This is a genomic window from Moraxella sp. CTOTU46934 (assembly GCF_031979465.1).
Lineage (GTDB): Bacteria > Pseudomonadota > Gammaproteobacteria > Pseudomonadales > Moraxellaceae > Faucicola > Faucicola tetraodonis.
In genome coordinates this window covers 12,115-35,518 of the sequence record NZ_DALZEG010000013.1, presented here as the reverse complement: position 1 = coordinate 35,518, position 23,404 = coordinate 12,115, and the positions used below count along the sequence as shown (strand labels likewise).

The 23,404-nt window shown below is 45.2% G+C and carries 18 protein-coding genes and 2 tRNA genes (1 of these 20 cut by a window edge); 8 read left to right on the top strand and 12 right to left on the bottom strand.

The window, feature by feature from the left end; translation table 11 throughout:
- Together RTN07_RS09745 and RTN07_RS09740 are read left to right on the top strand one after the other, a co-directional pair.
- Positions 1-52, top strand: a tRNA-Lys gene (locus tag RTN07_RS09745) (it extends 124 nt beyond the left edge of the window).
- A gap of 144 nt (positions 53-196) precedes the next feature.
- Positions 197-272: transfer RNA gene (locus RTN07_RS09740), tRNA-Lys, on the top strand.
- Between the two features lie 239 nt (positions 273-511).
- Here the strand turns inward: RTN07_RS09740 and RTN07_RS09735 are convergent.
- From RTN07_RS09735 to RTN07_RS09715, 5 genes are all read right to left on the bottom strand, one after another.
- On the bottom strand, positions 512-790 hold the full coding sequence (locus RTN07_RS09735; RefSeq protein ID WP_007115896.1) for a lipoprotein: 279 nt from the start codon (positions 788-790) through the stop codon (positions 512-514).
- 203 nt (positions 791-993) lie between these two features.
- Positions 994-3,015 carry an NAD-dependent DNA ligase LigA gene (gene ligA / locus RTN07_RS09730; RefSeq protein ID WP_312177739.1) on the bottom strand — a complete coding sequence of 674 codons (2,022 nt, stop codon included), beginning with the start codon at positions 3,013-3,015 and terminating at the stop codon, positions 994-996.
- 185 nt (positions 3,016-3,200) lie between these two features.
- Positions 3,201-4,142, bottom strand: a complete 942-nt coding sequence (locus RTN07_RS09725) for a cell division protein ZipA C-terminal FtsZ-binding domain-containing protein (RefSeq protein WP_312177737.1) — start codon at positions 4,140-4,142, stop codon at positions 3,201-3,203.
- A 158-nt stretch (positions 4,143-4,300) separates the two neighbouring features.
- Entirely contained in the window at positions 4,301-7,948 is a 3,648-nt protein-coding gene (gene smc / locus RTN07_RS09720; protein WP_312177735.1) for a chromosome segregation protein SMC, read from the bottom strand.
- A gap of 230 nt (positions 7,949-8,178) precedes the next feature.
- Positions 8,179-8,361 carry a hypothetical protein gene (locus tag RTN07_RS09715; RefSeq protein WP_007115891.1) on the bottom strand — a complete coding sequence of 61 codons (183 nt, stop codon included), beginning with the start codon at positions 8,359-8,361 and terminating at the stop codon, positions 8,179-8,181.
- 360 nt (positions 8,362-8,721) lie between these two features.
- Between RTN07_RS09715 and hemF the strand changes: the two genes are divergently transcribed.
- Positions 8,722-9,717 (top strand): oxygen-dependent coproporphyrinogen oxidase, encoded by a 996-nt coding sequence (gene hemF / locus RTN07_RS09710; RefSeq protein WP_312177781.1) that lies wholly within the window; start codon positions 8,722-8,724, stop codon positions 9,715-9,717.
- 67 nt (positions 9,718-9,784) lie between these two features.
- On the opposite strand, the gene gloA is transcribed toward hemF, so the two are convergent.
- The 3 genes from gloA to RTN07_RS09695 all read right to left on the bottom strand — a co-directional run bounded on the left by gloA (position 9,785) and on the right by RTN07_RS09695 (position 12,907).
- Complete coding sequence (gene gloA / locus RTN07_RS09705) at positions 9,785-10,279, bottom strand: lactoylglutathione lyase (protein ID WP_312177732.1); 495 nt, start codon at positions 10,277-10,279, stop codon at positions 9,785-9,787.
- Between the two features lie 247 nt (positions 10,280-10,526).
- Positions 10,527-11,168 carry a carbonic anhydrase gene (locus RTN07_RS09700; protein ID WP_312177730.1) on the bottom strand — a complete coding sequence of 214 codons (642 nt, stop codon included), beginning with the start codon at positions 11,166-11,168 and terminating at the stop codon, positions 10,527-10,529.
- A 119-nt stretch (positions 11,169-11,287) separates the two neighbouring features.
- Positions 11,288-12,907, bottom strand: coding sequence for a DUF2252 domain-containing protein (locus RTN07_RS09695; RefSeq protein WP_312177729.1), 1,620 nt, complete (start codon positions 12,905-12,907; stop codon positions 11,288-11,290).
- Between the two features lie 362 nt (positions 12,908-13,269).
- Between RTN07_RS09695 and potA the strand changes: the two genes are divergently transcribed.
- From potA to RTN07_RS09675, 4 genes are read left to right on the top strand one after another with little or no spacing between them, the layout of a single operon-like run.
- Positions 13,270-14,457, top strand: coding sequence for a spermidine/putrescine ABC transporter ATP-binding protein PotA (gene potA, locus RTN07_RS09690; RefSeq protein ID WP_007115885.1), 1,188 nt, complete (start codon positions 13,270-13,272; stop codon positions 14,455-14,457).
- A 55-nt stretch (positions 14,458-14,512) separates the two neighbouring features.
- Positions 14,513-15,382, top strand: a complete 870-nt coding sequence (gene potB / locus RTN07_RS09685; protein ID WP_060995225.1) for a spermidine/putrescine ABC transporter permease PotB — start codon at positions 14,513-14,515, stop codon at positions 15,380-15,382.
- Between the two features lie 10 nt (positions 15,383-15,392).
- Positions 15,393-16,196 carry a spermidine/putrescine ABC transporter permease PotC gene (potC, locus tag RTN07_RS09680; RefSeq protein WP_219332132.1) on the top strand — a complete coding sequence of 268 codons (804 nt, stop codon included), beginning with the start codon at positions 15,393-15,395 and terminating at the stop codon, positions 16,194-16,196.
- A 10-nt stretch (positions 16,197-16,206) separates the two neighbouring features.
- Complete coding sequence (locus RTN07_RS09675; protein WP_248145882.1) at positions 16,207-17,343, top strand: ABC transporter substrate-binding protein; 1,137 nt, start codon at positions 16,207-16,209, stop codon at positions 17,341-17,343.
- A 96-nt stretch (positions 17,344-17,439) separates the two neighbouring features.
- Here the strand turns inward: RTN07_RS09675 and gorA are convergent, their stop codons facing one another.
- The 4 genes from gorA to RTN07_RS09655 all read right to left on the bottom strand — a co-directional run bounded on the left by gorA (position 17,440) and on the right by RTN07_RS09655 (position 21,782).
- The gene (gorA, locus tag RTN07_RS09670; protein ID WP_312177725.1) at positions 17,440-18,810 is read right to left on the bottom strand and encodes a glutathione-disulfide reductase; all 1,371 of its coding nucleotides are present in this window, start codon (positions 18,808-18,810) and stop codon (positions 17,440-17,442) included.
- Positions 18,811-18,943: 133 nt separating this feature from the next.
- On the bottom strand, positions 18,944-20,182 hold the full coding sequence (locus RTN07_RS09665; RefSeq protein WP_312177724.1) for a 5-methylcytosine restriction system specificity protein McrC: 1,239 nt from the start codon (positions 20,180-20,182) through the stop codon (positions 18,944-18,946).
- Positions 20,179-21,471 carry an McrB family protein gene (locus tag RTN07_RS09660; protein ID WP_312177723.1) on the bottom strand — a complete coding sequence of 431 codons (1,293 nt, stop codon included), beginning with the start codon at positions 21,469-21,471 and terminating at the stop codon, positions 20,179-20,181. The genes RTN07_RS09665 and RTN07_RS09660 overlap by 4 nt, the downstream gene beginning before the upstream one ends.
- Positions 21,468-21,782 (bottom strand): rhodanese-like domain-containing protein, encoded by a 315-nt coding sequence (locus RTN07_RS09655; RefSeq protein WP_312177721.1) that lies wholly within the window; start codon positions 21,780-21,782, stop codon positions 21,468-21,470. Before RTN07_RS09655 ends, RTN07_RS09660 begins: the two co-directional genes overlap by 4 nt.
- Positions 21,783-21,990: 208 nt before the next feature.
- On the opposite strand from RTN07_RS09655, the gene RTN07_RS09650 reads away from it, so the two are divergent.
- Complete coding sequence (locus tag RTN07_RS09650; RefSeq protein WP_409455560.1) at positions 21,991-23,340, top strand: MFS transporter; 1,350 nt, start codon at positions 21,991-21,993, stop codon at positions 23,338-23,340.
- Positions 23,341-23,404 lie beyond the last annotated feature (64 nt).

The window sequence follows — 23,404 nt, the reverse complement described above, 5'->3', positions numbered from 1 at the left end:
CAGTGGACTTTTAATCCATTGGTCCCGCGTTCGAGTCGCGGACGATCCACCATATTTTGAAAGTTTCACAATGTCGTTTTATGAATTTGACTTGTGAAATCAAAATTGCTTTGCAATTTTTTAATGCTTTAGCAAATCATAGATTTGCTCTTGCGAAGCTAAAAACGTCTCCCAGACGTTTTCTTAACGCTTCTCAGGATCGTTAGCTCAGTTGGTAGAGCAGTGGACTTTTAATCCATTGGTCCCGCGTTCGAGTCGCGGACGATCCACCATATCCAAAGCCCTTATCGAATTGATAAGGGCTTTTTTATACCCTTGATTTTGTAACGCTATGATTTAGGCTAGCAGTTTAGGTTAGAAAAATAAAAATCACCTAGTTGAACTTATCTTTGATTGTATCAAATAGCTTACCTAACGTTTAGCAAAGAAAAAAGCCAAACCATTAAAGGGTTGGCTTTTGACAGCATCGCTGTCGGATGCTGTCGAGATAGGCTATGACTTTTAGTATAGCTTATTTTTGGTATGGGTAGTTAGGTGATGTACTTAATACATAGCCTGTTGCCCCGCCCGCTGCTGCACCGATTGCCGCAGCTTTACCGATGTCGTTACGGTTGCCATCTGATTTTGCCAGTGCACCTAATGCTGCACCCGCTACCGCGCCTTGCGTCGCCGCGCGAGAAGAGCCTTGGGTAGTGACGCGGTTGCCATAGGCATCAGTGGTTGCACACGCTGTCAATGCTGTTGAACCAACAAGTGTCGCAAGTACCGCAAGTGTTTTAAGTGATTTCATACTTTTCTCCAGTAGGGTTTCCATTTGCTAAAATGTCAGGTGCTTTTAGCAACTTACGGAAGATATATTAGCGTAAATTTTTCACCCTATTGTTATGAATAAAGACTGATTTATACGTGTTTTGTAAGTAACCTTGCTATAATTTGGGCAACAAATAACTTACTCAAGGTTGCGTTAACTTTTTCCACAATACCGAGCATATATTAAGCATGATAACTGTTTAATAAATCGGTGAATTGCGCTTCAGTCACCACTTTTACCCCCAGTTTTTCGGCATTGGCAAGTTTACTGCCCGCTTTTTCGCCTGCGAGCAGTGCGGTGGTCTTGGCAGAAACACTGCCTGAGACTTTTGCCCCTAATGATTGCAGTTTGGCCTTGGCTTCATCACGTCCCATGCCTTCAAGCGTGCCTGTAATCACCCAACTTTGACCTTTAAGCGGCTGATTGCCTTCAGGCACTTGACTGACAGGCTGCCAATGAATGCCCGCTTGTAATAATCGATTGATGACTTCGATATTGTGCTCGGCATGAAAAAACTCAAAAATCGAGTCTGCGGTTTTTTCACCGACATCGGGGGTTTTTTGTAACGCTTCAATACTCGCTGCCATGAGCGGCTGCAAGTCGCCAAATTGCATGGCTAAATTCATCGCTGTGCTCTCACCCACGCCACCAATACCCAAGGCAAAGATAAACCGCGGTAAGGTCGTATCTTTACTTTTTTCAATGGCGGCTAGCATATTTTCGACAGATTTTTCCCCCAATTTTTCAAGGTTGATGAGCGCATCGCGGTGCTTGCTCAGCGCATAAATATCTGCGACATTTTTAACAATACCTTGCTCAAAAAAGTTAATCAACCAGCGTTCACCGAGCCCATCGATATCCATCGCTTTACGACTGACAAAATGAATCAGTGCTTCTTGTTGCTGGGCTGGGCAAAATAGCCCGCCGGTGCATCGTGCCAGCGCTTCACCTTCTGGCATGATAACGGGTGAATCACACACCGGGCAATGCGTCGGCAAGCTCACCACTTGGGCATTGGCGGGGCGCTCGTCCGTCCAGACGCGCGTAACTTTGGGAATGACATCACCGGCACGGTGTACGCTGACCATGTCCCCTGCTCGGATATCTAAACGCTGAATTTCACCGATATTATGCAGGGTCACATTGCTCACCGTGACGCCACCGACATTGACAGGTTCAAGCTTGCCCACGGGCGTCAACTGACCTGTGCGCCCTACTTGCCATTCAATCGCATTTAGACGCGTCATCACAGTTTCGGCAGGGAATTTATACGCAGTTGCCCAACGTGGCTCACGGCTTAAAAAGCCTAATTGCTCTTGCAAGGCTAAACTATTGACCTTAATCACCGTGCCATCAATTTCAAAGGGTAAGCGACTGCGTTTTTCAATCACCGATTGATAATACGCTTGTAGCTGCGCGGCTGTTTGCACGATTCTGATATCGCTGATGCTAAAGCCCAACGCTTGTAGCCAAAATAGCGCATCGGATTGGGTGGTAATGTCAGCGGGTAAGCCCTGATTGACGGAATAGGCATAAAACGCTAGCGGACGACTTTTGGCGATATTGGGATCAAGCTGGCGCAAACTCCCTGCGGCAGCGTTACGCGGATTAGCAAAGGTTTTCTCCCCTTTTGCTTGGGCATCCCGGTTGAGCCTTGCAAACCCCGCTTTGGGCATGAGTACTTCACCGCGCACTTCTAGCCGTGGTATATCAATCGGCAACTGCAGCGGTAGATTTCGAATAGTACGCACGTTTTGGGTAATATCTTCGCCTGTTTGACCATCGCCGCGCGTGACTGCTTGGGACAACTGCCCGTTTTGGTACAACAGTGAAACCGCAAGCCCGTCAAGTTTGAGCTCGACTTCATATTCAGGGTTTTGCTGATTGACTGCCAAACGGTCATTGACCCGTCGCATAAAGTTCTGTAAATCGTCAAAGGTAAATAAATTACCCAGTGATAGCATGGGTATTTGGTGGGTGACTTGGGTAAAAAACGGCAACGGCTTGTCGCCTACTTGGTTGGTAGGGCTGTCGCTTTGTACCAATTCAGGATACGCGGTTTCTAACGCCACCAGTTCTTGGCGAAGTTGGTCGTATTCGCTATCTTCTAACAGCGGATTATCTAGGACGTAGTAAGCGTGGTTATGTTGTTTTAGCTGTGCAATGAGTTTGCGCATTTGCGCAGTAATAGCGGCTGTGTTCATAATCATAATGATTTAAAAAAGATAACGGATATTTTACAACAAAGTGATGGTTTACTTGGTCAATTTTTTCAGTCATCACCTAAGTCAAAACAATAAATATTTTGACCATAAAACTTTTGATAATAAAACTTTTTACAATAAAAAAAGGCACTCGCGAGGAGTACCTTGTTTCATTTTAATAAAATCTATCGACCAAAATTAATGGCAAGCTCGCGCATGGCTTGGGTGTTTTCTTTGTTAATCGGCTCGCCTGTGTCGTCATAGACCGTGGCATTTAAGTCATTGGCAAGCAATCCTGCGATACTCATCATGCTATCAAAGCCTTGAACAGGGCGTGGGTGTGGTAGCGATAAAAATAATACCAAGCCTTTCATGGTTTGCGTCGGTAATCGATTGAGATCGAAAGGTGAAATACCTTCATTGTCAATCATCATCAGACTAAACCACAATAAGCCTGTCCCGTCTTTGTTTTCGTAGCGATGGAACATATTCATCGCACCAAACTTCAAGCCATACTTGTCAATCAGCTCTAACAAATAATCGCCTTTAATGTCGACAAACTGCTGATTAGGAAAAATACTGATGTTGATATTTTGAATCGCATTGTTGAGTGGGCTGTTTTGTTCTTCGTCAATTTGCGCTTGGATATGGGTATCCAAAATTGGGCTGTTATCGGTAAAGCTGTCATTTTTTAGCTGATTTTCATCGAAAGTATGCACAACAGGGCTGATAGTCTCTGTGGCATTAGCAAGCATGCTAAAAGCGTCGTTTTCGTTTTCCACAAATGTATTGGTTTCTGCCAATAATTTGTCATTGGCAGATTTAGTGGCATTGGCAAAACCGCCATTGGCTGGATAGTTATCTAGGTGTAACTCGGTATCGTCAGCGCTTAGCTTTACTTCGCCTTTAGGATTGTCGGGTGTAATTTCTGCTTTAAACAACTGGCTTTCTTGCGGCTCAGGGCGCTGATGGCGTGGAATAATAGGTAGACCATCTTTGTCATGTTCAATCGCGTCAGTCGCTAATACATCTTGGTTTTTTTGACGAATGGATTTTAGTAGCGTGTAAATACCCCAAACGATAGCAACAACCGCAAGAATGATAAGAATAAGCTGAGTGATAGACATAAACAACGACCTTTGAGAAAGACGATAACGACCCTGTTTGTAGTGTAAAAATTTTTACATCGGTATTTTTGCCGTTATACTACCATGACTTCATAAAATCAGCTAGAAAAAACCGTGACAAGGCTTGACTTTTTGCGTATTTGACAGGTGAAAATCACTTATGCCAAATAAGCTTCCACCTCAGTCATATCCACACTGACCAGCTTGGACACCCCTGCCGTTGGCATGGTCACACCTTTGAGCTCATCGGCAATTTGCATGGCAAGTTTGTTATGACTGATAAAAACAAACTGTACGTCTTTGGCAAGCTGCTCAATTAAGCGGGTAAAGCGCCCGACATTGGCGTCATCGAGTGGTGCATCGACTTCATCGAGCACACAAAATGGCGCAGGCTGCTGTTTAAAAATCGCAAAGATTAAACTTAGCGCCGTCAAGGTTTTCTCACCGCCCGATAACAGGGCTAGCCGGCTATTCTTTTTGCCTTTTGGCTGTGCCATAAGCTCTAGCCCTGACTGCCAGCCTTTGCCGCTGCCATCTTTGTCATGGGTATGGTCTGATAACACCAGCTGCGCTTGCCCGCCGCCGAACACTTGGGTAAATAGCTTGTTAAGCTCAATATTGACTTGGGTCAGCATATCCATAAAAAGCTGTTTGGTCTGACTGTCAATCTGCTGGATAGCAAGTTGCAACTTATCAATACTGGCGGTCAAATCCGAGATTTGCTCAGCAAGGGGCGCTAAGCGGCTGTTCACTTCGCTGAGCTCAGCCACCGCGGCATGATTGACTGCCCCAAGATTAAGCAGCTGTGATGCTAACTGCTCGAGTTGTCGTTGTAGTTGTTCGCGTTTGCTGCCACTCAGTAACTCAATGTCGTCAGTTTTTGGTACGGCGATTTTGCGACTAGTCAATTGCTCACCAATCAATGCCACGTTTTGTTTTGCTAGTGCCCATGCGGTGTCGGTGGTGTGATATTGCTGTTGTAGTTGGCTCAACTGCTGCTGAGACTCTTGCACAGCCAATTGCGCTTGCTGCACCTTGGTTTCCATGGTTTGCAAGGTGATTGTCAATTGCGTAACGCTGTCATTGACGGTTTGCAGTTGCGTCGAGTCCACCGTGAGTTGCTGTTGTAGCTGGGGCAAGCGTGCCTGCTGCTCGCTAATTTTATGACTCAGCAGCTGCTGCTCACTGGTGAATCTTGCTTGGTCTTGCTCAGCTTTGGCAAGTTGCTGCTCACTTGCGGTGATTTGCAATTGTCCGGTTGCCAGTGTTTGGGTGATGCGATTTTGTTGTTGTTCTAGCTCGCGCTGTTGACTGGCAAACTGGTTTAAGCGTTCATCGAGTAACTGGCGTTCGCTGATTTGTTGCTGTAATTGCGGTTGTAAATGCGAAAGCGTGTTGCTTAGCTCATAAACCCGCTGTTGCTCTTGGTGCAATTTGTCCGCAAAACCTAGCCCCTCTTGTTGTAGACGCTCGCTGTCACTGTCGAGGCGTTTTTTATCTTGATTAAGTTTATCGAGTGCAGATTGATAGCGATACTGCTGTTGTAGTTTTTGTTGCTGGCATTGCTGTTGTTGCTGGGTTAGGCTTAGCAGTTGATTACGCGCGGTTCGGTCTTGCGCTTGCCATTCTTGCAGACTAACCTTCGCTTGTTGCAAGCGATTGGCTAGACGCTGCAGTTGCGGTTGTTGCTGCGCTAAGTGTTCATCAAGCTCTTCAATACGGGCTTCATTCATCAACTGCTGGCTAAAACTGATAAGCTGCTGACCCTCAGCTTGCAACAAATGGCTTAGGTTAATCAGCAGCTGATTATTACAGAGTATCAGCTGTTGCGCTGATGTCTGCACCAGCAACCAATCGCCCGTTGGTAAGTTATCGAGCAGCCCTTTATCCTGCACATCTGCCCAGTCAAGCGGCGTCGCACTGATCCAAACCTGCTGAAAAATAGCCAGATTGGGCGCCGCAATCAAAGCAGACAGTGGCAAACAACCTTCTATTAGCTGACTGTTCGCTGGGTGATTTTTCGAGATGTTAGCTAAAGTTGATTGATTATCAATAAACAGCGCATGGTCATGGATAATTTGGGCAAAATCTTGGTCAGCCGCGATAGACCATTTGGCAAATACCGTAACTAGGGTATCAAAAATATTGGCATACCCCTTACCTGTTTCGGTCAATTGCAGTTGACTGATAAGTTTTGGCAAACTGCTAGTGTGTTCTTGATTGGCTGACTGGTGGATAACTTGGGCAAGGGCAGTTTCTTGTTGTGCTAGCAAATTTTGGAGTGTCGCTTGCTCGGTTTGCCACGCTTGGTACTGCTGCTCAGCTTGGCGATGCTGACGGGTTAAGCTGTCAACTTCATCGGCTTGGTCAGCGATAGATTCTTGACGGGCGATGATATTGGCTTCAAGACGTTCAATCTCATCACTGAGTCTCGTCATTTGCGTGTCTAGTTCGTTATTCTCAAACGCTGCAAATTGCTGGTCAAATGCGGCCTTAGCAGTCTGCCATGCCAATACGGCTTTGTCATGTTCGCTTTGGCGCTGTTGTTGGCGCTGTTGCTGGCTGGCATGGTGTTTGAGGGCATTTTCACTGACGGCAAGATTTTTTTCTACGTCTTGCTTTTGCTTATTTAATGCCACTAAATTTTTGGCAATGTGCTCACGCTGCTGTTTGCAATCATCTTGTTCATCACGCAATTGGCGCAACTGTGCGGTGAGCTGTTCAAGCTTTGCAGGTAAGCCTTCAATACGCATTTGTGCTTGCTGTTTTTGTGCTTGCAACGCTTGTTGATACTCAGCAAAACGACCCAATTCAACATTGAGGATATTAAGGCGTTGTTGGTCATTGGCAAGGGCTTGTTCAGCTTGTTTCAGTAGACTTTGCGTTTCATGCTGCTGCTGCCAATAATCCTTAGCAAGATTTTGCTGGATTTGTAGAGTCTGCTGTTGCTCAGTCAGAGCCTGCTGGGCAAGTTGCTGCTGCTCGATTAATCCTTCAATCAATACTTGCTGAGCATCCACCCGCTCACGCATCGCTTGAAAATCTGCCGCGAGTGTTTGCTGTTTTTGCCACGCCTGCCCATAGTCATCGATGAGTAGCTGCTCACTGATTGCTTGCTGCGCTTGTTGCCATTGCTGGGCTTGTTGTGCCGTTTTGGCTTGTTTTTCTAGGCGTTTTTGTTGGCTGGTCAGTTCGCTGACCATATCATGCAGCCGCGCTAAATTATCGCTTGCGGTATCGAGCTGTTTTTGGGTGTCATCACGCCGGCTTTGGTAGCGCGATACGCCCGACGCCTCTTCAATAAACTCTCGTAGCTGCAACGCATTGGCATCAATGATGCGCCCTATCATACCTTGCTCAATCACCGCATACGAGCGCGCGCCAAGACCTGTGCCCAAAAAAATATCGACCACATCACGGCGGCGTACTTTGGTGCCATTGATAAAGTAATCGGATTTGCCTTCTTTATTGATTTGCCGACGCACCGATAATTCTTGATACAGATTAAGCGCGTGGTGGATGCCGCTGCTACCATCTTCGCCGTGGGTATGTTCGAACACCAATTCTACGCTTGCCAAGCTTTTGGCGGACTTGTCTTGCGTGCCTGCAAAAATAACATCACTCATCGCGCCGCCACGAAGCTGCTTGGCGGAGGATTCGCCCAGCACCCAGCGAATGGCATCAATCACATTGGATTTGCCGCAGCCGTTGGGTCCGACAATCGCGGTGATGGTTTTGGGGAAATGAAACGTTGTAGGATTGGCAAAGGATTTAAAGCCTGCCAGTTTGAGCTGTTTTAACCGCATGTTGCTAGAGTGTAGGTATCAAAAAAAGGCGCTTATTTTAGCAAAATTTTAGCGATTATTCATTAAATCTATGCTGACTTGATCTATGCTGAATTGGTACACAGAAATCAGGCTAAACCTGCTAAAGCCTTAAGCTGATAAATCTACCATGGCATAAAAAAAGCATAAAAAAAGCATAAAAAAAACCGCTAAGTGGATTAGCGGTTTTATCAATCATGTTTTCGCCACTATTATTTTGCCGGTGATGCCGTAGCAGTCGCGGTATTTGCCGTTGCAGTTGCTGTATTATCGGGTGCAGACGCTGTTGTGGTGGTCGTTGTCGTCGTGGTGGTGGTTTCAGTTTTGGCTTCTTCTTTTTTGCCACAACCCACAAGGCTGATGACCGTCACTAATGCGATTAATAATTTATTCATAGTTTTCTCCAAAAATGGTTAATGTAATCATCCATCTGATAACTTGATAGTCCGATAACTATATGATCCCAATAACTATATCACTAAATCAATCAGTATCACTCGGCTAATCAGTTTATGAAATCTCAACTTAATTTTATCAAGACGTCATGGCATTTTATGCGTTTTCTGACCGTTTGGATAGCGGCTGTGACGATTTTTTTAACGGTTTTATGTAAATATTTATGCGTATCATCAGTCAATACGCTAAATTTTACCCACGCGATTATGTGTTACAATGATTATTAAAAATCAACCATTAAAAATTAACCACTAAAATTTAATCGCTAAAAATTTTTAAAAGAACTATTGCTTATGTCTATGCTGCTCTCCTCACCCAATGTTCAAGCCGTTCGCGCTTATTTACTTGATTTACAAGATCGTATTTGCCAAGCGCTAGAACACCAAGAAGCCACTGGCGGCTTTAATCTATATGCTGAAGGTGCCAGCAATGCCAAATTTGTCGCCGATGTTTGGGAAAGACCCGCGGAACAAGGCACTCATCAAAATTTGGGCGGTGGTCGCTCCAATGTACTCCAAGGTGGCAAAGTGATTGAAAAAGGCGGGGTGATGTTTAGCCACATTGTTATCAACCATCTACCAGCCACCGCCACCGCTCGCCACCCTGAACTTGCCGGTCGCCAAGCACAAGCACTCGGTGTCTCGCTGGTGATTCATCCGACCAATCCCAACGTGCCAACCAGTCATGCCAACGTGCGCATGTTTATCGCGGAAAAAGAAGGCTACGAGCCGATTTGGTGGTTTGGTGGGGGCTTTGATTTGACGCCGTTTTATCCCGTGATGGAAGACTGTGTGCATTGGCACCAAGTGTGTCATGATTTGTGCGCGCCGTTTGGGGCAGACGTTTATCCCAAGTTTAAGACGTGGTGCGATGAGTATTTTTATTTAAAGCATCGTAACGAACAACGCGGCATCGGCGGCTTGTTTTATGATGATTTGAACACGCTTAGCATGGGTTGGGATTTTGATAAGTGCTTTGCCTTTATGCAGGCGGTAGGCAATGGCTATCTTGAAGGCATTATCCCGATTTTTGAGAAACGCAAACACACGCGCTATAGCGAGCCGCAGCGTAATTTTCAGTTGTACCGTCGCGGTCGCTATGTCGAATACAATCTGGTGTATGACCGCGGCACCTTGTTTGGCTTGCAGTCAAACGGGCGCATTGAGTCGATTTTGGTTAGTCTGCCGCCGCTCACTGGCTGGGAATATGGTTATGAGCCTCTGGCAGGAACGCCTGAATTTGAACTTACGGATTTTTATCTAAAACCCAGAGATTGGCTAAATCTCAAGGCTTAACAAAACGCAATCTTAATAAAAAACAATAAAAAAGGGCAATCACAATTGCCCTTTTTTTAATGGGCGATTAACCCATTAAGTTTGGTTGTACGATTTCTATCCAGTAACCATCTGGATCCAAGATGAAGGCAATATCTTTCATCGTGCCTTCTTCAGGGCGTTTTTTGAAGGTGACTTGGTGTTGCTCAAACCAAGCAACCGCTTCTTGCAAATTTGGCACGGCAAAACAAATATGCCCAAATCCTTGTGGTTCGCTATTGCCACTATGATAGTGAAACTCTGCATCAGACTCAGTGCCATAATTATGGGTCAATTCTAGTACCCCTGGCTGACTAAAGGTAAATGCTGCTAGCGCGGCGCTATCGGTCGGCAAATTTGCCACCTGTTCATCGGTGAGCTTTGCCAAAAAGTACAAATCAAATTCCGCTTGTGGATAGCGTTTGGTTTGTAGTAGCGTCATGCCTAACACGTCTTGATAAAAAGCCAAAGACACTTGCGGGTCTTTCACCCTAAGCATGGTGTGATTAAAGATAAACCCATTGGTAGCGGACAAGTTTGACATAGTGATCCTTATTGTAATATGCCTCTAAAAGAAAAAATGTTAAAAGAAAAAGACGTTGACTAAACGTCATTAATAGCGACAGTTTGCCAAAAATTCAATATTTTTTAATTTTAATTAACTTTTGGTTAAAAATATAGCCCTCATTTCTCATAACATCATTGCTTATAAAATCATTGCTCATAACATTACGCTTAGGTAAGCTGCTCAATTCGCTATTTACTATTCAATATTCGCTATTCAATACTCGCTACTCAATAAAGGTCACTTTACCGGTGTCCAAATCATACACTGCCCCAACAATAATTAAGCTACCATTATTAACCGCATCTTCAAGAATACGAGAGCCGTGTTTGAGCTGGGTGACTGACATACGCACGTTGGCTTTAATACCTCGATTAATCAACTCTTGCGTGTCAATGTCTTGTCCATTGGCGGTATAAATTTCATGCAAGTTATAAACACTGGGACGGATACGGTCAACAATCGAACGTAAATTGGGGGAAAACTGCTGGTCAGGATTGATCAGTGTCTCCACACAAGCCGTCACCGCGCCGCAATGTGAATGACCCAACACCACGACTAACTTGGTACCGAATTTCTCCGCGGCAAACTCAACCGAGCCAATCTGAGACGGCGCGACTACGTTGCCTGCTACACGAATGACGAATAAATCACCCAAACCTTGATCAAAGACAATCTCAGCAGGCACGCGCGCATCAGAACAACCCAAAATAATCGCAAACGGTTCATGCACATGGGTGAGCGCATTAGACGCTAGCAAGGTTGATTGGGGGTTTTGCACATTCTCTACGAATCGTGCGTTGCCTTGTTTGAGCATCTCGAGCGCTTGCTCGGCAGTTTCGGGACGCGGTAAGTGACTGTTTGGCATTTGGTTTTCTCCTTTCACCTAGGGACAATAACGAACTTTATGATGATATAAAACGCGATATTTTTTATCAATTCAAACTTTTTAAAACTCAAAATTTTTCCAAGATGGTTCTATAGCTACTATAATACCTCATCGCCTGCCACAGCAATATGCCCATCAGCTATTTGGTTCATAAATTGCGCATAATCTTGGGCATTGCGAGCGGCAGTTTGCTCGGCATAGGCTTGCATGACAGGGATGAATTCACTGCCATTGCCCAGATAGCCCATAAGCGTATCGGCATTGCCCGCTTTGGTATGCGCATGCGCCAAGGCATGGCCACAGCTTTCAATATATTCGTAAAAATGGGCAGCCGTCATGCTCTCAAGAGACGCGGAATACTTCATATCCCGCAGCTGCCTGACATAAAAATCCATCTCAAAGTTATCAAGCGATGCATAGCCCAAGAAAATATCACTCGATGCCTGCATCAATTGTTGCCCTTCAACCACGCGCTTGCCTTGATGGCTAAATTGTTTTGCCAGTAAGGGTGTCAAGATAGACGCTTTGGCTTGCTTCATTTGCAATATCAGCGGCTCATGGTCGGCATCTTGGAATAATGCCACCGCACACACAGTACCGACACTCCCCACCCCAACTACTTTGAGTGCCACATCGGTAAAATCATAGCGGTCAAACAACACTTGTCTATCTGACTTTAGGGTATCTCGATAAGCGTCAAAAAAAGCGTGGCTACCACCAAAAAATGGCTGCCCTTGGCGTGGTGGTCGCTGCAATTCACCGTCAGTTTTAAACGCGCGCAACCCTGTGACAGTATCACGCTCAGTCAATTTTGGCAGCATTTTTACCGCATCATTTTTTTTGGCTTTTTCAAAATCGGCATGACGGCGTTTACGAACAGTCACGTCTTCGGTATTTGCCAATATTTTATGGGTGTCGATTTTTTCATACCACACTTGTAACGGTGACAAGCTGCAATGCGCTTCTAATGCATCAAGGTAACTGGTCAGCAGTTTTTCTATCGCCTTATAGCCCACCGATTCTACATACTTAAAACTTTGACTGGCGATTAAAATACTGGCGACCAGTCGCTGCAAATCCCATTCAAATGGCGCAACGATGGTTTCATCAAAATCATTAATACCAAATAATAAATTGCGCTCAGGACTGGCATAACCACCAAAATTACTGACATGACAATCGCCGCAAATCTGCTGAAATAAGCCAGAATGTTGCCCCTGCCATGCTTGGTCAAACAGCATCAAAGCAGGCATCCCGCGAAAAAAAGTAAACGGCGATACACTCATGCGCTTGGCTCGTATGGGTAGTAACGCTGTCAACCGACCTTGATTCGACCAATGATAAAGACTGAGCGCGTCGATGGCAGTCGGACGTTGGCTGATGGCAGCCAAGGTTTTTAATGGATACGCCTTACGCTGCTGTTTGCCAAGTGCAATACTATCTGCTTGGGTTAATAGTTTGCCTTGGTAGCGATGGCGCGTCAAATCCACACACTGAGCATGCTGTAAGGATTTTGGTAAAGCAATAGCGATGGGCAGCGCGGCTGTTGCGTGTGTTGCTGTTTTTTTGGTGGCTGTTTCTTTAGCGGCTGGTTTTTTTGCGGGTATTTTGTTAGCCGTGGTTTGAGAAGCCGTATTGTTTGCGCCTGTTTGAGTAGTTGTTGTTTGGGCATTTGTTGTTTGAGTCGCTGGTTTTTGAGGCTTTTTTTTGCTAGGCATGGAGTGTCTCTTAAATGTTCAATAGGTAAATATTCAATAGGTCACTGGCTAAATTATCATCACATAAAAGTCGTTCAAGCTTGCTATTTTAATGACTTTGGTAAAAAGTTACGTTGCTTATTTGTGCCAAATCAACCCCTTATTATCGACTAAAATTAGCCACTAAAATTTTATGAATAGCAGGTGAATTTTCAGTAACATTTTTTAATTTTAGCCGTTATACTGAACGCAACTTTTAACTGTATTTTCACAGGTGAAACTATCGAAAAACTCTGTATTTATGTTGTCATGTTAATTGCTTGACCCGAGCATAAATATGCCATTTTAGCCCGCTATTTTAGCCTTGCCGTGAGATTGTGCCTATGTCTGCATCAACGTCCGCATCAACGCCACAAACCACCCTAAACGCACCATCAGCTATGCCTGATAGCGCCCAGCCGACCAACCAAAAACCGGTACTACTACAAATCCGTCATTTATCCAAATCTTATGGCGATACCCAAATTTTGCAAAATATTAATCTAGATATTTATGACGGGGAGTTTTTGACGCTGCTGGGGCCTTCTGGGTGCGGCAAAACTACCCTGCTACGCTTAATTGGCGGGTTTGAGCTACCCAATGCCGGTAGTTTGCAGTTAGAAGGGGTTGATATTGCAGGCTTACCTGCGGAAAAACGTCCGATTAATACGGTATTTCAGCAGTATGCCCTGTTTCCGCACATGAATGTGTACGACAATATCGCCTATGGACTAAAACTTAAAGGCGTGCCCAAAACCGAAATCGACCAGCGGGTGCGGGAAGCGTTGGCGATGGTACAACTTGACCATACCATCAATCGTCGTCCGCAAGATTTGTCGGGGGGTCAGCAGCAGCGTATCGCTATCGCCCGCGCCGTGGTGAATCGCCCAAAAATGCTGCTACTTGATGAACCTCTATCAGCGCTCGATGCCAAACTACGTGAGCAAATGCAATCAGAACTCAAACGCTTGCAGCGTGAACTGGGTATTACCTTTGTGTTCGTGACCCACGACCAACAAGAAGCCTTGTCGATGTCTGACCGGATTGCCGTCATGAAAAACGGCGTATTCCAGCAAATTGATACGCCCATTGGTATCTATGAATCGCCTGCCAATTTATTTACCGCAAGCTTCATTGGCGAAACCAATTTGTTTAAAGGTAAAGTGCTAGAGGTCAACCCAGCCACCATCAAAGTGGAAGTGGTCGAGCAAAATGACGGCTTTCATCCGATTCGTGAATTGCCCCGTCCAAAATTTGACGTGCAAGTCGGTCAAAATGTCAACTTACTGCTGCGTCCTGAAGATATCCGCGTGTACTACACCCATGAAGGTCATGAAGGTTTAATCGGCAACGTGGTAGACAGTGCTTATAAAGGCAGTACCCTAGATTCTGTGATTCGATTAAAAAACGGCAATATCGTCAAAACGTCAGAGTACTTTAACGAAGACGATCCGAATTTTAACTATAAACTGGGTCAAGAAGTGCGTATTGACTGGGTCGATGGTTGGGAGTGGATTTTGCCAGATGAATAATACTACTTCACCTTCGACCTCTAGCGTTTCGGCTGCTAACACGCCTGCCCCTGTTATGACAAAACAAGGCGGGCGTGGCTTTCAGCGTGCGACCCTGTTTGTGATTTGGGCATGGTTGATTATTTTTGCCCTGATTCCCAATATCTTGGTGATTGCCGCCAGTTTTTTGACCCGTGATGAAGATAAGTTTTTAACACTGCCTGTCACCATGGGCAACTATATTCGATTGATTGATCCGCTTTATTTAAAAGTGTTTTTGCATTCGCTGTCGATGGCAGGGATGACGACGATTATCTGTTTGCTGCTCGGTTATCCATTTGCCTACTTGGTCAGTAAAGCCGATAAAAAATGGCAGTCATTATTGATGTTACTGCTCGTGATTCCGTTTTGGACCAACTCATTGGTGCGTCTGTATGCGGTGAAACTCATTATGGCGGCCAATGGTCTGCTCAGCACCCTGCTGATTAACCTTGGGCTTATCAACGAGCCACTGCAAATTTTATATACCCAAAAAGCGGTGATTGGCGGTTTGGTGTATTTGCTGTTTCCGTTTATGGTACTGCCCCTGTATGCGGTATTTGTGGATTTGCGTGACGATTATATTTTGGCATCCAAAGATTTGGGCGCTAACAAGCTACAAACCTTTTGGCACGTGATTTTACCGCTCACTACACCAGGGATTATTTCAGGGGTATTGCTGGTGCTGTTGCCTGCCATGGGCATGTTTTATGTGGCGGATATCTTGGGCGGTTCACGTAACTTGCTGGTGGGCAATATCATCAAATCGCAGTTTTTGGATGCCCGTGACTGGCCATTTGGTGCCGCGGCGTCCGTGCTATTGACGCTTGCCATGGCATTGCTGATTATGGCGTATCGAGCCAGTAGTAAACGCATTGGCAAAACTGACTACAACGAAGTGGCATAAGGGGGACGCTATGTCTAATACTATGAAATGGCTGTCTCGCCTGTATTTGACCATCGTATATCTGCTGATGTTCTCGCCGATTGCGGTGATGGTAATCTTCTCGTTTAATGCCTCAAAAGTCGGCTATCAATGGGGCGGTTTTAGTACCCATTGGTACAGCGAGTTATTTAGTAATGCCGCGATGGTACAAGCTGCCATCAACTCGGTCATATTGGCGGTAGTGGCTGCGACGATTTCCACTGCGATTGGCGGTTTGACGGCGTTAGCGTTACAACGTTATGACTTTAAAGGTAAATCGATACTACAAAGCTTGCTATTTGTGCTGATGATGTCGCCTGAGATTGTCTTGGCGATTTCGCTATTGGCGTTATTTTTGATTGTGGGGATACAGCTGGGTTTTGTGACGTTGCTAATTGCGCACATTACCTTTTGTCTGCCCTTTGTGGTGATTACGGTGACTGCACGTCTATCTAGCCTCGACACCCGCGTATTGGAAGCGGCGCGTGATTTGGGTGCCAATGAATTTACCATGATTCGTACCGTGCTTGTACCGATTATTTTGCCTGCGATTTTGGCGGGCTGGGTGCTTGCCTTTACCCTATCACTTGATGATGTGGTGGTATCGACGTTCAATACAGGACCTGACTTTGAGATTTTACCCTTACAGATTTACTCGATGGTGCGTGTCGGGGTAAAACCTGAAGTCAATGCCGTTGGCACAATCTTGCTCGTAATCTCGCTGCTGGGTCTGATTATCTCGCAGTTATTACTTGCCAAAAAGTCGATAAATCTACCATCGACCCAAAAACGTTAAGGAGACTTATATGATATCTCGGATGCTCAATAGAAGACGTTTTTTAGGATATGGCTTGGGTGTTGGCAGCGCTGTTTTAACAGGGGGGCTGGCAAGTAATTTAACGGGTTGTCAAAAAGCGAGCGAAACCGCCACTAGCGCTGCCGCGCCTACTGCCAATCAAGGTAGCAAGGTCGTCAATGTCTATAACTGGACGGAATATATCTCTGACCAAGTGCTTAAAGATTTTACCGCAGAGACAGGTATTGACGTTATTTATAGCACCTTTGATTCTAACGAAGCCATGTATGCCAAACTCAAACTGATGAATGGCAGTGGTGAGTATGATGTGGCATTTCCGGGTACGGATTTTGTCGACAAAATGCGTAAAGAAGGGATGCTTGAGCTGCTCGACCATACCAAATTAACCAATTTTGGCAACCTGGGCAAAACCTTTATCAATGCCCCTTTTGACCCTGAAAACAAGTTTAGTGTCCCCTATCTGTGGGGCTCATCAGGCATTGCCGTCAATACCAAACGCATTGCTAAAGCAAGCTTGAGCAGCTGGAATGACTTATGGAAGCCAGAGTACAAGGGGCGTGTCATGCTGATGAATGACATCCGTGACGTGTTCACCATGAGTCTATTGACCCTTGGCTATAACGGCAGTACCAAAAACCCTGAAGCCATCAAACAGGCTTATGAAAAACTCACCAAGCTGATGCCCAATGTGCGTACCTTTAACTCAGATGCACCGCGCATGCCGTTTATGGAAGGGGAAACTTACTTGGGCTTGACTTGGAACGGTGAAGTCATCATGGCACAAGACCAAGGAATGCCAGAGCTCGACTTTGTCTATCCAAAAGAAGGCGCTATTATGTGGATGGATAACATGGTCATCCCCAAAAATGCCAAAAACAACGACAACGCCCATAAGTTTATCGATTTTATCTTGCGACCCAAATACGCTGCCATGATTAGCGAAGAAATCGGCTACGGCTCGCCCAATGAGGCGGCAAAAAAAGAAATGCCGCCTGAGCTTGCCAACAATCCGATTGTGTATCCGCCAGCTGATTTGCTAAAACATGCCATGTTCCGTGAAGACGTAGGCGATGAGATAATGGCGCTATATCAGCAGTATTGGGATAGGCTCAAAGTGGATATGTAACTGTTAAACTAGCGGTTATTAAAACATCCATAAAAAAACAACTATAAAAAAAAGCGGGCTTAATCATAAGCCCGCTTTTTTACCCTAAAAATCCGCTTAGCGCATGATGACAAACTCTTCTGAGCCAGTCGGATGAATCGCCACCGTGTTATCAAAGTCACGTTTGGTTGCGCCCATCTTGATAGCAACAGCAAAGCCTTGAATCATCTCATCGACGCCAAAACCGACGCCATGCAAGCCCACCACTTTTTCTTCCTCACCCACACAAATCAGCTTCATGTGACACGGCTCACGGTGCTTGGTCACTGCACTATACATCGGGGTAAAACTGGATTTATAGACTTTAACCCCATTGATGCCATAGCCTTTGACCGCCTCTTCTTCACTGAGCCCCACCGTACCAATCGGTGGATGGCTAAAAATCACGCTCGGCACTAGATTATAATCTAAATGCTCATTGGGTTTGTTGTTAAACAAGCGCTCAGATAGTCTGCGACCTGCTGCCACCGCCACTGGGGTCAATTGAATACCATGTTCGATAATATCGCCGACGGCATAGATACCTTCGACATTGGTATTTTGATAGGCATCGACTTTGACAAAGCCTTGCTCATTGACTTCAACGCCCGCTTTATCAAGATTGATGGTATCGGTTGCAGGTTCGCGACCCGTTGCCCAAATCAAACAATCCACCGTCAAGGTCTCATTGTTTGACAATTCAATGCTCAATGAGCCATCTTGGTTTTTGCGTACTTGTTGTGGCAGCAATCCATAATGAAATTCAATACCATCATCGTGCATGATATGGGTAAGCGTGGTGACAATGTCGGCATCGAAGTTTTTGAGCACCCGTTTGCTACGCACAATCAGATGGGTCTTTGAGCCCAATGCATTCATCACGCCTGCAATCTCGACACCGATATAGCCTGACCCCACAATCGCTACCCGCGGTGGCAACTCGGTCAAGTCAAAAAAACCATCCGAGTCAATACCCAACTCTGCCCCTTCAATGGCTGGGCGAACAGGTCGACCGCCCATTGCTAGTAAAATATGGTCAGCGGTAATGGTCTCTACCGTGCCGTCATTTTTATACACCTCAACGGTATGTTTATCGGCAAATTTGGCAAAACCATGAATCACATCGACTTGGTTATTTTTGAGGCCGTTGTTGTAGGACTGATGAATACGGGTGATATAAGCTTGGCGACTTTGTACCAATTTGGCAAAGTCAAATTGTTTAACCTCCAATTCAAAGCCATAGTCAGGCGCATAATGATGGATCGCCGCTGCCATATTAGCGCCATACCACATCACTTTTTTGGGCACACAGCCCACATTGACGCAAGTACCGCCTAGCTGTTTGGCTTCAATCAAGGCACATTTTTTACCATAGCTGGCAGCACGGTTGATGGATGCAATCCCCCCTGACCCACCACCAATCGCGATATAATCATAATGTTTGCTCATAATTCTTCCTGTTTTTTGGTCATTTTCAAAGTTATATGTGGTTATTTTACCAAGTTTTGGTAGCAAGAAAAGTTGTTAATTCTCACCTTTCTCATTGATAAAATAAAACAAATTAGCTTTTTTTTGAATAATTTTAATGAAAAAGGTTTAAACACCCTTGCGTCACCGCAAAAGGTATCAGATAAAATCGGGTTTTTTTGGGTTGGCAAAATTCAATCTGCTGTGCCAGCAATTGCGTGCTTAGTGTTGGGACAATCAGCCACGCTTCATCGGCATCAAATTCATTGGCGTACGCAAGTAGTTGGTACATGTCTGCCAAGCTTATATCGTTGAAAGTAGCCGTTTTTTTCCATTTTACATCGGCGATAATAAGTTTATCGGCAGACTTCAGCCAAATATCGGGTTTGATGGTTAACCCTTGCTGCACGGTCAATGGCTGTCTTTTTTGCTCAACCAGTTCAAAATTCTGCCCTACAAATTGTTCTTGGATTTTTCTGCCCACCCATTTTTCAAAGGCAAATGGCATATTCACCAGCCAAGTTGGGGTCAAAAACTGCCCTTGGCTGCTGGCTTGTTGTAGCGTCAGCAGCGCATAACAAAAGCTGATAAAAGTATAATTACGCTGGGCAAGCAGACTGGGCAAGGCGGTCAACTCTTGTAGCGCTTGAGACAATAAGGTGTCGTATAAGTCGTTGGCAACTGTACCCACTGCCTGCCACTGCGGCAGTAATGGGCTCGACAATGGGCTGCTAGCCATGCTGCCAATCACTCGCTCGACGGTGGTTTTCACCAAACGATTGCTAGCGGTATCCATCACAAAATTTTCAGTCTGATGATAAAACTTATGCGGCTGGTGGCAGTTATGCTGCAATTGCTCTTTGACCAACAATTTACCCTGCAGATAGGGCTGATTTTGCTCAAATTGCTGATACTGCTGATTGGGCACGTACTGCGCAAACCCCTGCCAAAAATACGCTTGCAGCCACTCGCTAAGCGATAGCGAATGATTGATTGGTGGAGGATTGGGAGCTGGAGGATTGATGAGTAGTTGATTGGCTAGATTGGGTAACGACTTGGGCAATAAGGCTTGCCACACTACTGTCAGCATCTGTTGCACCCATTGACGGGTTTGGGCAACTTCATCAGCATGGGTGATTTGGGCTTGTGCAAGTTTTGGCAAAATCTCCACTTGCCCGCCACTGGGCAACCCAATCACACCGATATAGTGGCGCACTTTGAGTTGCCACTGCTGCTGTTTACGCTCAATGCGAAACACGTCAAAATTCTGCTCGATAAGCCAGTCAAAATCCTGCCCATCATCAAAATCTGCCGCGGTCAGGCAACTATGTTCAAAGGTGGTGATGGCTTTCATGAGGCGCTTTGATAGATTGCAAGATAGCTATTTGGCTCATCAAGCGCCTGAATATTGATATCAAAACCCGCTTGCTGCGCCATAAATCCAGTTGCTTTTTTGTTATCAACTAGCCTGATAAAGCGCTGCCCAAAGATTGCTTGCAAGATTTGTCCATGCTGCTGGCAGGCTTGCGCCACTTGGGGGATGATAGACTGGCTAAATGCAGCGCTTAACGCTTGCAGCGAATCAATACCCCACAAAAAACTATGCCCTAACTGGCTGTCTTTTGCCAAATTTTGCGAGATTCTTTCATTGAGTGCGGTCAACAATTTGGCTAAATCAATCTCAATCCCATTTGCCATGACTTTACCTAATAACTGTGGCTGTGGTTGACATTCAATAAATTCAAAACGGCGGCGAAATGCCATATCGAGCGGCGCCAATGAATGATCTTGGCTGTTCATAGTGGCGTAGATATCGACATTGCTAGGCACACTAAACGGCTGACGCGAATACGCCAAATTCACCGACAGGCTATCTGTCTGTCCTGCGCGTTTGGTCGGTTCAATCAAACTCATCAATTCCCCAAACACGCGGGCGACATTGGCGCGGTTGATTTCATCAATCAACATGGCATAACGGTGACTAGGATCATGTTTGGCTTGTTGACACAGTCTAAGAAATGCCCCTGACTCAACGCGGTAGCTCATTTGTCCATTGTCCGCGATGTGGGGACGAATGCCTTCGACAAATTCTTCATACCCATACGCTTGATGAAAACTGACAAAACTAAAGCGTTCTAGCTTTGGCTGTAAATAGTTGGGCTGAAACTGGCTGTGAATTGCCGCTTGGTAATCATCGAGTTTGTTTTGCAAGTCTGCTAATAACGGCAAACTGTCTGCTAATAAAAACCAATTACTGCTATCGTCTTTATCAAAATACGATTGACTAGCGCGGCTTGTTTGCTTCACCGTCAGAGAGTTTGGATGACTAAATCGCTGTAATGTTCCCCATACGGTTTGACTCAAATTTTCATTACCCTCTCTTAGCGCGGCTTTTTGTAAAAAAAATGGATGCTGCATGATTTCTGGTACTTTTAATAGCAACTTACCTTTTTTTCTTTCATCTAAAAATACTAAGGAAATCACCTCTAGCCAATTCATAGGGTTAACTAATGCTTTGAGCAAATCATCGGCATTGGCTACAGGCAAAAACTCGGTATATTGTTTGGCGATTTGTTGCAGTCGGTAGGTCTTGCCTGTCCCTGCTACGCCCGTATAGATAATATTTTTTGGCCGCTCACTCATGACAGATTATCACTCACGATGGTCATACCTGCCGCTTTTGCTGCACGCGTACCACCCGTCAAATGGACGATATCCCGCTTTGGGTCAATCTCATTGAGCAAAGCGGCGGCTTTGGCGGCTTTGCTGCCGCCACCGCATAGCACATAGATAGTGCCATCCGTGGTTGCCAATAACTCTGCCGTCAGCGTATCTAAGGGTTGGTTTTTGGCAGACTCAATATGTCCTTGCGCAAACGCTTTACTATCCCGCACATCCCAAACGGTATCGTTTGCCGTGGCAGAAAATTCGGTAATGGCTAGTTCACGAATCATGATTACCTCTTAATTTTTAATGTGTATTTTGTGATGGCTTATTATGGATAAGCTGACGAAATTTATCAAATCAGCGATTAATAACCAAATTTTTGCATCACCTTAACTATTTTTATCAAGTTTTTGGCAAATTATGATTTATAATTCATTCCAATATTTTATGCATCTTAATTTTAACTTAAACTTTTATTATCTAAGGAGGGATGACATCATGACGACGGCTTCAACCGCGCCCCCTGATCATCAGCATATCGCGCTACGCAATGACCCAAAAAAGGTCGCCGTGGCATCTATGATTGGTACGGCTATTGAGTTTTATGATTATTACATTTATGCCGCCGCGGCGGTATTGATTTTCAATACCCAGTTTTTTGATAAAACCGATGAAAAAGCGGCGATGCTTTACTCGCTTTCGACGTTGGCATTGGCATTTATCGCCCGCCCTTTCGGTTCAGCATTATTTGGTCACTTTGGTGATAAACTCGGTCGTAAAAAAACCTTGGTGGCCTCTCTGCTCACGATGGGTTTATCAACCGTAGCGATTGGTTTGCTACCGACTTATGCCCAAGTAGGCGTCATTGCCCCATTATTGTTATGTTTACTTCGTGTGGGTCAAGGGATTGGGCTTGGCGGTGAATGGGGCGGTGCTGCCTTGGTCGCCACCGAAAATGCGCCAGAAGGCAAACGTGCTTGGTATGGTACTTTCCCGCAGTTAGGCGCGCCGATTGGGTTATTTTTAGCTAATTTAGTGTTCTTTTTACTCAGTTATTTTTTAGGAAAAGATGCCTTGGTCGAGTGGGCATGGCGCATCCCGTTTCTTATTTCAATCGTGCTTGTAGGTGTGGGTCTTTGGGTACGTTTAAGCCTGCATGAAAGCCATGTATTCCGTACCGCTGAGGCCGAAGGCAAAAAAGTTAATGCCCCTGTGTCAAAAGTCATCACCCAGTATTGGCGTCCGATGGTGCAAGGCACATTCTTGATGGCGATGACTTATGTGATTTTTTATATCATGACTGCCTTCGTACAAGCCTATTCAAAAAGCCCGGCAAAATTATCTTCTTTTGGCTTTCCAACAGGGTTAGGTATTGCCCCAAATACCTTTACTGGCTTTTTATTGGTGGCTGCGATTGTGTTTGGTATTTTTACCAGTATTTCAGGGATTGGCGCTGACAAAATCGGTCGTAAAAAATGGCTGATTGGCGTGACTATATTATGTATGGTGTTTGCCTGCTTTATGCCAGCACTGCTCAGCAATGGTACACCAACCACGGTATTTATTTTCCTCATTTTGGGCATGGCATGTATGGGTATGTCATTTGGTCCAATGGCAGCGCTATTACCAGAGCTGTTCCCCACCGAAGTACGGTATTCAGGTGCGTCACTGGCTTACAATCTAGCGGCGATTGTGGGTGCATCGATTCCTGCGATTTATGCCATCAAAATCAATGAGCAATATGGCATGAAAGGTGTGGCTATATATATTGTTATTAACGGTTTGATTTCTCTCATCGCGTTATTCTCAATTAAAGAAACCAAAAATATCGATTTGATGGATTAAAAGAAAAGATAGACTAAAAACTGATACCTCAAAAACGCTGGCAAATGCTGGCGTTTTTTTTGCC